5 protein-coding genes and 2 pseudogenes are annotated in these 12,522 nt (G+C 73.1%); 4 read left to right on the forward strand and 3 right to left on the reverse strand.

What is annotated here, in order from left to right; all coding sequences use genetic code 11:
• Positions 1 to 68 precede the first annotated feature (68 nt).
• Positions 69 to 4,664, forward strand: coding sequence for a hypothetical protein (locus tag LE548_RS16940; protein ID WP_225097680.1), 4,596 nt, complete (start codon positions 69 to 71; stop codon positions 4,662 to 4,664).
• A 98-nt stretch (positions 4,665 to 4,762) separates the two neighbouring features.
• Here the strand turns inward: LE548_RS16940 and LE548_RS16945 are convergent, their stop codons facing one another.
• Positions 4,763 to 6,127 carry an FAD-dependent oxidoreductase gene (locus tag LE548_RS16945; RefSeq protein ID WP_225097681.1) on the reverse strand — a complete coding sequence of 455 codons (1,365 nt, stop codon included), beginning with the start codon at positions 6,125 to 6,127 and terminating at the stop codon, positions 4,763 to 4,765.
• A 200-nt stretch (positions 6,128 to 6,327) separates the two neighbouring features.
• Here LE548_RS16945 and LE548_RS16950 point away from each other — a divergent pair, with 200 nt between their 5' ends.
• Complete coding sequence (locus LE548_RS16950) at positions 6,328 to 7,386, forward strand: NAD-dependent epimerase/dehydratase family protein (RefSeq protein ID WP_225097682.1); 1,059 nt, start codon at positions 6,328 to 6,330, stop codon at positions 7,384 to 7,386.
• A gap of 36 nt (positions 7,387 to 7,422) precedes the next feature.
• Here LE548_RS16950 and LE548_RS16955 read toward each other — a convergent pair whose 3' ends face one another.
• Positions 7,423 to 8,643, reverse strand: a complete 1,221-nt coding sequence (locus tag LE548_RS16955) for an NlpC/P60 family protein (protein WP_225097683.1) — start codon at positions 8,641 to 8,643, stop codon at positions 7,423 to 7,425.
• A 1,510-nt stretch (positions 8,644 to 10,153) separates the two neighbouring features.
• Here LE548_RS16955 and LE548_RS16960 point away from each other — a divergent pair.
• Positions 10,154 to 11,374, forward strand: a pseudogene (locus tag LE548_RS16960) (DUF1996 domain-containing protein); the annotation flags it as partial.
• Positions 11,375 to 11,410: 36 nt separating this feature from the next.
• Positions 11,411 to 11,740 (forward strand): annotated as a pseudogene (locus tag LE548_RS16965) (GNAT family N-acetyltransferase); the annotation flags it as partial.
• A 9-nt stretch (positions 11,741 to 11,749) separates the two neighbouring features.
• Here the strand turns inward: LE548_RS16965 and LE548_RS16970 are convergent.
• A complete protein-coding gene (locus tag LE548_RS16970) occupies positions 11,750 to 12,451 on the reverse strand; it encodes a lipoprotein (RefSeq protein WP_225097685.1) in 702 nt (233 codons plus the stop codon).
• Positions 12,452 to 12,522 lie beyond the last annotated feature (71 nt).

Genomic DNA, 12,522 nt, shown 5'->3' on the forward strand with positions numbered 1-12,522 from the left:
CCCCGGGCCGGGGCGAGTTGTCCACAGGCCCGGACGGAGTGTCAGACCCGCGTGCCAAGATCGGCCGTATGCACAAGCACGCCCTGCTGCCCGCGGAACCCCACCGTTCGACGACGTACGCCCTCTGGGCCGCCGCCCACGACCCGGCGGAGCACAGCGCCGCACTGGCGCTCCTCGACGAGGTGGGTACGGCCGTGTCCCGCGCCTATCCGAAGATGGGCCGCTGCCTCGACCAACTGCGGCGTCGCGCACACTCGGTGCCGCCCGCCCATCTGCCCTGGTTCTGGGACACCGTGACGCACCGCCTGCTGGGCTATCCCGGCGGCACGGCCGCCAAGGCCTACACCCTGGCGCGCAAGGCGGAGCAGCAGCACGCGCTGGCGGTCGACCCCGACTGGCGGCGGGCGCAGGCACTGCTGTGCGCGGCCCGCGGGGAGCTGCCCGTCAAGGAGCTGAGCCAACATCAGCGCTGGCTGGCCGGGCAGTTGCCGGCCGCCGAGGCCCACGAGGAGTACATGCGCGTCCTCACCGCGTGGGCCGCCTCGCCGGGCGAGCTCCCGGCCGACCTTGCCTGCCGCGTCCGGGCCTCCGCGCGCGCCGCCGGGCTCGGCACCGCCGAGGACGCCCGTGTGCTGGGCCTTCTCCTCGGCGGAGCGCGCGGCAAGGCGGTCCCGGACGCCCTGCTGGAGGCCGCCACCGCGCCCCTGACCGAACACCCCCAGGACCCCGGCGTGCAGGCCGCGCTGCTCGACCTGTTCCCGGAGAGCAGGAACGACGCGGCGTCCTGGCTGCGCCTGCTGCTGAGCGCCGGCGTCGTCGACGCGGTGGCGGCCGGACACCTCACCCCGGACGGCGGCGCGGCCGGCTGGCTCGGCCGCTACACACGCGCGTACCGGCACCGCAGGGCGGCCTACGGCGGAGTGGAGCGCCAGCCCATGCCGGCCGAACTCTTCGAGATCGTCGCCCGGTTCGCGCCCCGGCTCCGGGCGGCGGGCACCCCGGTGCGCATCCACGAGGACCAGTACCACTGGCCGGGCCTGGACGCCGACCTCCTGGACGCCTGCCTCGCCGAGGGCGTCGCCGTCGAGGATCCCGGCGACGCGGTGGGGCTGACCTTCTGGGGCGACCGCTCCCGCCGCGACCTCAAGGCGCTGGCCGCCGACCCGCTGTTCGGCCGGCGCCTGGAGGGCACCGTGCACGCCGGGCTGCGCGGCGCCGGTACGGCGATCACGCGGCTTCCGGAGAACGCCGGTATCGCCGCCGAGGTGCACACCCGTATCGAGGCCCTGCTCGGCTCCCTGCGCGGCGGCGGCCTCGCCGCGGCCGACGAGGCGGTGACCGAGCTTGCCACGCTGCTCGACCGGCCCACGGCCACCGCCCTCGACGGCATCGAGGAGGCGCTGGCCGCCCTCGACCTCACCGGACCACTCGCCCGCACCCTGCGCGCCGGACTCCCCGAGGAGCTGGGCTGGCCCGCTCTGGAGGCCGCCCTCGCCGGCTTCGACCCGGCCGACACCCTCCGTGTGACCTGCACCTGGCCCGTGCTGACCGTCTTCGGCGCCGGCCGCGCGGTGGCCGTCGACCACGCGGGCACACGCGCGTCGTGCACCTTCCGGGTGCCTGACGAGGCGACCGGACACGCCGTCCATTACGTCGGCGGGCAGTTCCTCGTCAGCTGGCGCACCGGCGACCGCCACTCCGGCGCCGACCGGGCCTTCTGGACCGACCGGCCGGACGAGGTGTTCACCCCGCAGGACACCTTCGGCCTGCGGCCCTACGGCGGACTGATCCAGGGGGGCCTCGGCTACCAGTTCGAGACCCCGGACCGCGGCGGACGGTTCGACGGGGAGCGGGTGCTGCGGCCCGGCGGCCGGGAGGGCATCGGCCACCATGACCTCCAGTTGAGCGACGGGCACCGGTTCTGGAGCGCCCAGGTGTTCCACACGCGCGCGGGCTGGATGCCGTACGACCCGGTCACGGGGGACCGGACCGGCGAGCCCGGTCTCCCGGAATTCCACCGCGACATCGAACTCCCGCCCGGCAGGGGCGTGTTCGGCGGCAGCTACTCGCTCGCCGCGCTCCCTGAGGACGCCCCGGCCTCCCCGCTCGGCCGGCACGGCCGGCTCGTCGGCTGCCGCGTCTACCACCGCACGCCGTACCGCGGCCCGTCCCCGACGGACTTCCTGCTGGAGTCGGCCGACGGCCGCACCGCGCACTACCGCAGCCGTCGCCTCGGCCGCCGCCCCTGGGGCATCATCGGGCTGCCCGAGGGCGGCGAGCAGGCCGTCCTCGTCGGGCAGACGACGGTGCGCTGCCACGCGGCGGACGACAACTCGCTGCTGTGGCAGGTCCACGGCTTCGTCCCGCCCGCCGACCGCGACCGGGACCGCCCGCCCACCCTCGGCGAGGACGCCGGCCCGGTGCCGCCGCCCGCCTACTGGCACTTCCTCACCGCACGCGACGAGCGCTCCTCCAAGGCGCTGCGCACCGTGGCCGACACCACCGTGCGCGCCCTCCTGGACGCCGCCCTGGAGAGCGCGGACCCCGCGCACCTGGACGCCGCCGCCGCGCGACTGCTGCCGGAGGCGGGGGACGCCCGGGTGCGCGCCGGCGTGGCACGCGCCGCCCTGCTCGCGGCCGGCGTGCTGCGCCGCCGCGAGGAGCTGTCCCGCCGGGTCGGCGTCATGCGGTCAGGCCCCGTCGTGACCCTTCCCGCCGCCGTCCCCGACACCACCCTCGCCCCGGCCCTGGCCGGACTCCTGCCCGACCTGCGCTCCTACGAGGCTCACACGCCCGAGAGGCATCCCGGCACCCTCACCGCCGTCGCCGCCGACGGCCGGTTCCTGCGCGGGGAGATCGACGACGAGACCCGTGCCCTCGCCCCGCCCGTGCGGCCCGTGGAGTGGCAGGTGCTCCTGGGCGACATCGACGCCGTCGCCTGGCGGGCCGCCGTCGCGACCACCCCCGACGACGAACGCGCGGCCCTGCAGGCCCTGTTGCGGACCTGGAGCGGACAGCCGTTCGCCGCGCCCGGCGGCAGCTGGCGCACCGGCCGGGCCCCACTGGACGCCCTGGCCGCCGCCCCGGGCGCGGCAGCCGGTCCCGAACGCCGCGGTCTCGCCCGCTTCCTGCAACCGGCCGCCGACCCCGCCCCCGGGCACACCGAGGAGGAGCGGACCGTCACCGTCACCGCGGACGATGCCGCACGCCTCACCCGCCTGCTGGAGCTGACCGACGGCAACGGCCCGCTCCCGCTGACGCCCGAGGCGCTGACCGTCTTCTGCCGGAGCACCGGAGTACGGCGCTCCGTCGCCGCCCTCGTCCTCGGCGGCCTCCCGCGCCGCGCACAGCACGACGAGCACACCAAGATGCTGCGCTCCGCGCCCTACAAGGCGAACAAGACCACGGCCGCGGAGTACGACAGCTTCTGCCACCGGCTCGGCGAGCGGGGCCGGCGCGCGGTGCTCGCCGCCGGTGTGCCCGAGGACCCGGCCGACCTCTGGACACCGCAGGGCCCGCAGCGGGCGGCCGCACGCATGGCCGCGGTCTGGGCCGAACTGCTCGGCGCAGAGCAGTACGTCGACGAGGACCTGGCCGAGACGCTGGAGACGGACCTCGGCCTGCCCGTCGACTGGGCCCGCACCCTGCCCGCCGGGCGACCGCCCGTCGAGGAGACCGGGTCCGTGCTGGTGGGCACCCGCAACGGCAGGCTCGACCTGCGCCCGGTGCTGCCCGACGGTTCGCTCGGGGAGCGGCCATGGCGTGACCGGGTGCCGTACGTCCAGGAACTGTCCGTGATCGCCTGGGCGCTGACCGAGCGGCCGGTCGGCGATCCGGCGGCCGACGGCGCGCTCCGGCTCCACGCCGGGCTGCGGGCACGGTGCGCGGACCCCGGCACGCTCATCCAGCTGACCGGGCAGCGCGCGGTGGCCCAGGTGGCCGAGGCCGACGTGGCGTTCCAGCTCTACGACGGCACGGTGCTGCCCTGCCCGGAGCCGCTCCACGACGGCGTGACCGAGGTGGCGGAGGTGGTGGACGACGGGGTGTTCGTGGTGGCCGTCCCGACCGGCGACATCTTCCTGCGCCCGGCCGCGCTCGCCGATCCGGAGGGCGTGGCGCGGGCCCTGGAGGTGTGCGACCGCACGGGCGTGTCCTGGCTGCGGCCGGACGTCGAGCAGTTCCGGACGGTCCTCGACGGCCTGGCCAGAATGGCCGACCGTGCCACCGCAACTCCCGTTCCCGTTGGCGGCTATGAGGCGAATCCCCTGCTCAGCGCGCCCGACGCAGTCGCTGCCACCGCCCGTCGGCTCGGCGTCGGCACGGACGCGGCCGCGCTCCACCTCCAACTGCGCGCGCTCGCCCGGCCGACAGACCGCAACATCCGCCGCTGGAACGGCTGGACGGCCGCCCGGCACAAGGCGGCGCAGGCGGAGCTGCTGGCCGTGGGCGCGGTCGAGACCGCCCGCCGGGCCCGCGCCGGCCGCACCGTCTTCATACGCGACGCATGGGAGACCCTGAAGGCGCCCCATCTGCCGCTGGAACGGGGAAAGTTGGCCACCCACCTGGCCTCGCCGACGGGCCTGGGCGGTGTGCACGGCCCGTTCGTACGGCTGCTGCCGCCGGTGCCGTTGCACGAGCTGTTCGCGCGGGCCGCGGAGGGCTGACGAGGGGAGGGGGACCTGAACGGAGGGAGGGGACCGGCGCGGTGACGCCGGCCCCCTCGGAGCCTCACAGAAAGGCGGGACTCACCCGGATCCGGGATTTACGCCCCGCTCTCCCGCAGCATGTCCTCGCGCTCGACGATCTTCACGCGCTCACGGCCCTGCGGCTCGCCCAGCGCACGCTCGGCGGCGTCCAGCTTGTACCAGCCCTCCCAGGTGGTGAAGCGGATCTCGCGCTCGGCGAGGAAGGCGTCGACGGCCTCCGGCTCGGGCGAGGCCGGGGTGTGCAGACGGCCGTTGGCGTGGTCGTCCAGCAGGTTGGCGACGGTCTCGTTGGCGTCGCCCTTGGTGTGACCGATCAGGCCGATGGGGCCGCGCCGGATCCAGCCGGTGACGTAGGTGGACTGCAGATGGCTGCCGCCCTCCTCGATGACCCGGCCGCCCTCGTCCGGGACGGTGCCCGAGTCGACGTCCCAGGGCAGCTTGGGCAGCTTCTCGGAGAGGTAGCCGACCGCGCGGTAGACCGCCGTGACGTCCCAGTCCTTGAACTCGCCGGTGCCCTTGACGTTGCCGGTGCCGTCGAGGGCGGTGCGCTCGGTGCGCAGGCCGACGACCTTGCCGTCCTCGCCGAGGATCTCCGCGGGGGACTCGAAGAAGTGCAGGAACAGCTTGTGCGGACGGTCGCCGACGTCGCGGATCGCCCAGTTCTCCAGCGTCTTGGCGACCATGTCGGCCTGCTTGTTGCCGCGCCGGGTCTCGATCGAGCCCTCGTCGTAGTCGATGTCCTCGGGGTCGACGATGACCTCGATGTTCGGGGAGTGGTCGAGCTCGCGCAGCTCCATCGGGCTGAACTTCGCCTGGGCGGGGCCCCGGCGGCCGAAGACGTGGATCTCCACGGCCTTGTTGGCCTTCAGACCGTCGTAGACGTTCGGCGGGATCTCGGTCGGCAGCAGCTCGTGCGCGGTCTTGGCGAGGACGCGGGCCACGTCGAGGGCGACGTTGCCGACGCCGAGCACGGCGACCTTCTCGGCCTCCAGGGGCCAGGTGCGCGGGACGTCCGGGTGTCCGTCGTACCAGGAGACGAAGTCGGCGGCGCCGTAGGAGCCGTCCAGGTCGATGCCGGGCAGCGGCAGCTCACGGTCGGCCATCGCGCCGGTGGAGAAGATCACCGCGTCGTAGAAGTCGCGCAGGTCGTCCAGGCTGATGTCGGTCGGGTAGTCGACGTTGCCGAACAGCCGGATCTGCGGCTTGTCGAGCACCTGGTGCAGGGCGGTGATGATGCCCTTGATGCGCGGGTGGTCGGGGGCGACGCCGTACCGGATCAGGCCGAACGGGGCGGGCATCCGCTCGAAGAGGTCGATGGACACGCCGGGGTCGGCGGCCACCTCGGACTTGAGCAGGGCGTCGGCGGCGTAGATCCCGGCGGGGCCGGCTCCGACGATGGCTACCCGCAGGGGGCGCGGCATGATCAGGTTCCCTTCGAACGTGGACAGGGCGGCTCGAATGGGATGAAGCCTAAACTAAGGCAGACCTAAGTCAGTACGGGGGTCCGGTCTATGACCCCATAAGGTGATCTTATGGCTGGTTCAGGGGTTCCTTATGGGGGTGGTCGCGGGGCATCCTGCTCGGGGATGCGACGGTGACCGGCGGCGAGGGGTGAGTCAGCGTGCACGAAGGCGCGGGGGCGACCGTGGCGGTGACGGGGGGCAGCGGCTTCGTCGGCAGCCACCTGGTACGGCGACTGCTGGAACGCGGCTACCGGGTGCACGCGACAGTACGCAACAGGGCCGATGCCCGCAAGGTCCGCCCGCTGTGGGACCTGCAGGAAGCCTTCCCCGGCCAACTCGCCCTCTTCGAGGCGGACTTGCTGCGGGAGGGGGCTTTCGACCAGGCGTTCCACGGCTGCACGACCGTCTTCCATGTGGCCTCACCGTTCCTGATGCCGGAGCGCATCCGGGACGGCCGACGGGACGTCGTGGACCCGGCGCTGCTCGGCACCCGTAACGTCCTGGCGGCCGTTCAGCGGACCGCGGAGGTCCACACCCTGATCTTCACGTCGACCGCCGGCGCGATCTTCGGCGACTACTCCGACGTGCTCGCGATGGACGGCCAGGTGCTGTCGGAACGCTACTTCAACACCACCAGCACGGTGGCGAACAACCCGTACCACTACGCCAAGACTGTCGCGGAACGCGCCGCCTGGGAGGCGGAGGCCGCGCAGCACCGCTGGCGCATGGTGTCGGTCAACCCCGGCCTGATCCTCGGCCCTTCGTTCACGCCCGCCTCCGACTCCGGCAGTCTGTTCCTGCTCGACGAGCTGTTTCAGGGCTACTTCTGCTACGGCGCACCGGACTTCAGCTTCACCACGGCGGACGTGCGGGACGTGGCGGACGCGCACATAGCGGCGGCGGAGAATCCGGCGGCCAAGGGACGCTACATCGTGGCCGCCGAGACGATGGCGTCGTTACACGAGATGTCCCGCATCATCCGCGCCCATCACCCCTACGACCTGCGGTTGCCGCGTACCAGGCTCCCGCACTGGCCGGTGCGCGTCCTGGGCCCCGCCTTCGGCCTCACCCAGGACTACATCCGCAAACACCTCGGCATCCGCTTCCGTGTCGACAACAGCCGCAGCATCCAGGAACTCGGCCTTGTCTACCGGCCGTTGGAGGAGACGCTCATCGACCACTACGTGAGCCGACGCACACGGCGACGCCACGGCTGAACCGGGGCCGCCTGTTCCGCGGGCGGATCCGTCATCTCAGGCGGGCCGCACGATGCGGTGGATCGCGGACTCCCCGGCGCCGTAGATCGACTCCTCGCGGATGGTCGATCCCGGACCAGGGGCATGGACCATCATGCCGCCGCCGACATGCAGACCCACGTGCCGGTCGTCGTCGAAGAAGAGCACGAGGTCACCGGGCTCGATACCCTCCGGCGTGACCGGGGCGCCGGCGAACGCCTGCTCGTGCGCGGCACGCGGCACCGTGACCCCGGCGGCCCGCCAGGCGGCCTGCGTCAGGCTGGAGCAGTCGTACGAGTCCGGCCCCGTCGCCCCCCACACGCATGGCTTCCCGATCTGCGCCCGGGCGAACGCGATGGCCTTGGCGGCCCGCGTGACCGGGGATGTCTGCGGGAGGACACCGGTACCGGCGGTGGAAGCGGGGCCGAGGGTCTGGAAGGAGCCCGTGTCGAGAGGGGAAGCGGGTGTGCCGGGAGCCTGGAAGGAACCGGTGGCGGTGAGGGCTGTGCCGCCGGGGTACGCGACCGGGACCGAGCCGGTGTCGGTGGTGGTGGGCGCGGGGATCGCGGGGGACGGGAACGAGCCTGTGGCGTTGGCCGGGTAGGGGACGGAGCCGGTGTCCGTGGCAGTGGGCGCGGGGATGGCCGGTGACGGGAAGGACCCGGTGGTGATGGGGGAGGCGGCGGCGTCCGGCCAGATGGTTCCGGCCGGTGCTTGCGGTGTCGTTGCCGATCCGTCGGGCGCCGCCCACTGCGACTGCTGCCACTGACCGGTTGTCTGCCCTGCTTGGCCCGCATCGGGCTGTGTGGCCTGAACAGGGGTGGATTGTACGGCCGTTGTCGCTGCCGCGAGGCGGCTGGTGTGCCGGGTGAGCTGGTCGCTCGCGGCGGCGAGCTTGCGCTGGTTGTACGCCTTCGACGTGGCGGGGGAGGGTCGGCCGGGCACAGCGGCACCGGGGAGGGAGCCGGGTTCCCGGACCGGTGCGCCCGGGGCGGCGGCCGGCTCGGTGACCGGCAGGGCAGCGGTCTCGGCGGTGCCTCCTCCGAGCGGAGTTCCCTGCGCACCAGGTGTCGTCAGGGCCGACGCTTCCCACGTGCCGGGCGCCATCAAGGTGGCCGTGCCCTGCGTGCCGGGCGTCATCACGGCCGCAGCCCCGCCTGCGTCGGGCGTCGTCGCAGCCCAATCCTCCTGCACGCCGGCGGTCATCACGGCCGTGGCCCCGCCTGCGCCAGGTGTCATCACGGCCCAATCCCCCTGCGTGTCGGGAGTCATCACGGCCGCAGCCCCGCCTGCGTCGGGCGTCGTCGCAGCCCAATCCTCCTGCACGCCGGCGGTCATCACGGCCGTGGCCCCGCCTGCGCCAGGTGTCATCACGGCCCAATCCCCCTGCGTGCCGGGCGCCATCAAGGTGGCCGTTCCCTGTGTGTCGGAAGTCGTCACGGCCGCAGCCTCTTGCCCTGCGGGGGCCATCAGTACCGCAGCCTCCTGTGCACCAGGGGCCATCGGCATCCCGGCCTCCTGCGCGCCGGGCGCCATCAAGGACCCCGCCCCCCGCGCCCCGGGGGTCATCAAAGTCGCGGTCGGCTCCGTGGCAGGGGCGGTTGAAACTGCCGCCCCCTGCGCCGCCCCGAGGCCCGGCAGAGTGAACGCCCCCGTGCCTGACGTCGTCGGCTGCGCGGTGCGAGGGGCGTCGAGCGGGCCTGCCTCAGCGGCCGACCCCGCCAAGTTCGTTGCGATTCCCGGCAGTTCGGGTCGCCTGGGCGCGAGCAAGGCTGCGCGGCCGGGGGTGTTCAGGTCGGCCCCGGGGGGACTCGTCGGATCCGATGCCGTGCCGCCGGTCGTGAGTTCGGCCGGCCGGCGGTCGTCGGCTCGCTCCAGCGCCCGGGGCTGCCGTACGGACAGGCCCGTGTCCAGGGCGTCCCGTTCGCTGCTCCCCGAACGGCTCCGGGAGGGTGCCGGAGCCGACGGGCGGTCGGGGAGTCGATCGGCGGGGAGCGCGGCCGGGACGGTCGGGCCCAGCTTGGCGCGTGCCGCGTCGAACCACTGCCGGGCCATCGCGTCGAGCGCGGGATCCGGCCGCCGCCCCGACCGCTTGGCGAGCGGTACGCCCCGTGAGCGCGTCACCGCCGCCATGGCCCGGGTCGCGTTGTAGTTGCCCGTCGCGTCCTCGGCCTGGTCGTAGAGGGATGCGATCCGCTGCCGAACCTCGTCGCGGCTCTCCGGCGCCATGGAAGACGTGCTCCTTCCTTGCCCCGCAGGGCAGTTGGGCCGTTGCGTCCGGCTGAGCCGGGCGGCCTCGCGTCAACCTAGCCAAAGTGTGTACCTCGTGTGAAGGTCGGAGCGTGGAATGTCCGATACGTAATTGTGATGTTCGCGGTGACGTTCGAGAGGGAAGAGGCGGGAATCGCGTTTTCCTGTGAGATCCACGTGAATTCGCGATCCTGTTGAACACGGCGCCGCCGTCCCTCGTATAAGGCGGGGGAGCTCCATGCCCGGACCGGCGAACAGACAGAGGACCACGACCTTGGCACGCACCACCCGCAGACGCCGGACCGGCGCACGACGCGCGACCTTCGCGGCGGTCGCCCTGATGCTGAGCGGCGCCGGACTCGTCGCGGCGAACGTGGCGAACGTCTACGCCTCGGCGACCGAAGGGCGGGGCGACGGACCCGGCGCGGACACCACCGGCCAGAGCCAGAGTCAAGGCCAGAACCCGAGCCAGAGCCAGAGCCACACGCAGCACCCGAGCGGCGCCGGTCAGGCCGGCAACGGACCCGTCGTCTCCGACTACGCGAACATCACCTCCGTGGAACCCCGCCTGCCGAACCCGCCCCAGCAAGCGGACGCCTCGCGCGGCACGTTCACCTCCGACTGCGGTGTCGACGCGGGCGGCCTGTTCAACTCCGACAATGTCATCGTCGCGCCCGGCGTCTCCAACGGCGCCCACCACGTCCACGACTACGTCGGCAACCAGGGCACCAACGCCTTCGCGAGCGACGACGACCTGGCGAAGGCGGGCACGAGCTGCACGGATCGAGGGGACAAGTCCTCGTACTACTGGCCCGTGCTGCGCCTGCAGAACGGCACACAGGAGCGCGACGCCCGGTCCCCCGGCGGCGGCACGGAGGGCAACGCGGGCCGGATCGTCACACCCAAGCAGGTCACGCTGACCTTCGTGGGCAACCCGCGCGGCAAGGTCACCGCCATGCCGCGCTTCCTGCGCATCGTCACCGGCGACGCCAAGGCCTTCGTCAATGGTCCCGGCAACGCCAACGCGTCCTGGAGCTGCACCGGTTACGAGGACCGGCAGCTGACGGACAAGTACCCGCTGTGCCCGCCGGGCAGCGACGTCGTGCGCACCTTCCGGTTCCAGAGCTGCTGGGACGGCCGTAACACCGACAGCGCCAACCACCGTACCCATGTGGCGTTCACCGCCCCCGACGGCTCCTGCCCGCCGGGATTCCGTGCCATCCCGCAACTGGTGCAGCGCATCGTCTACGACGTCTCGGCCCCGAGCCTGACGGACGGCGGCCGTACCGTCCCGCTCTTCGCGATCGACTCCTTCCCCGAGCAACTCCACAAGCCCGTCACCGACCACGGCGACTTCATCGACGTCTTCGACGACAACCTCATGCGCGAGATGGTCGACTGCATCAACTCCGGCCGTGCCTGCGGCTCCAGAGGTGGCGCCTCCGGTACGACACCCACGCCGACGGCAACTCCCGGCGCGGGTACGACGGTTGCCGCGGGCGAGCTGCCGCGGGCCGGCACGTCGACCCCACCGGCCCGCACAGAGGTGGCGCCGCCGGTGTCCCCGACCGTTCCGCCCGCCCTCGCCCAACCCCGACTCACCGCAGCGCGGGACGGATCGGTGCTGAGCGGCGTCCACCTCTGGCCCGCCGCCCTCGGCACGCTGCTCGCTCTGTCCGGCCTGATCATGTATCTCCGCGCCCGGCGCCTGCCCTACTGACCACCCTCACTCCGCCCGCCCGAGTTCCCCGTCCTGGAAAGCCGAGCTGTCTACCCGGACCTGCGCCTGATGCCGGCGCTGTTCGCCGAGCCGTACGGTCACTTCGACCCGGACCTCGCCTTCGTCCTGGACGACGGCACGGGCCGGGCTGTGGGCTACATCGTCGGTACGGCGGACACCGGGCGTTTCGTCGAAGACTTCCGCCTCGGGGCTCTGCGCGGACAGGGGGTCGCGGCCGTCCATCTCGGCATGGTCACCGTCAATACCGCCGCCCGCGCCTTCTACGACCGGCTCGGTTTCCACGAGATCGCGGTCGAGGGCGCCGGTCCCCTCACGTACCTGGGGCGCTCCACGACCGCGGAATGACGCGGGGCGTCAGGCCAACTTGAGCGTCCGCTTGGCGAGTTCGTATGCGGGCCGCATTCCCTCGTGCTCCTCGGTGTCCATCCCGCCGAGGTGCAGGACGACCGGCCCGTCGGGCGTGCTCACCGCGAGGGCGGTCTCCTTCTTGGTCTCGTCCAGGAGCTTGCTGGTGTAGAGGTAGTCCACCTCGACGCCGGACAGGCCGCCGCCGGTCCGGACGGAGCGGTACGTCGCTTTGCTGGTGTTGTCCTCCGCGGTGACGAACTGCCGGAGCACCGTGCCCGCGTCGGCGTGTGGGCCCTTCCCGGTCCACACGCGCAGGAACCCGATGTGACCGGCCGGCTTGGCGTCGATCTCGCAGGCGGCGGTGACCGGCCCCTGGCGCAGGAAGCGGTCGGCGAGTGCTCCGCTCAGATCGCCGCCGGGCTTCTGCGACGCCTTCGACCGCTCGGTCTCGGCGTCGATGCCCTTGGCCTGCCAGGACGCAGCGATGTCGAAAGTGACAGGCAGTTCGCAGTCCGACCCGCTCGCGCCGATCGTGCCCCCGCTCGGCACACCCCCCGTGCCCTTCGCACCCCGTGCGCCGGCGCCGGCCGACGCGCTCGCCCCCGCCTTCCCGTCGCCGTCCCCCGACCCCGCGCACCCGCCGAGCACCGCCGCCAGCGTCAGCGCCACGACCACACGGCCTGCCACGGACCCCACCCCGACCTGCACCGTTCTTCTCCCCTCCTGGACAAGGGCGCAACTGTAACCGAGGGCAGCGACGGCGCCGTACGCATGTGGCA

Source organism: Streptomyces sp. CoH27, from assembly GCF_020181035.1.
In the GTDB taxonomy this organism is placed as follows: Bacteria; Actinomycetota; Actinomycetes; order Streptomycetales; family Streptomycetaceae; genus Streptomyces; species Streptomyces camelliae.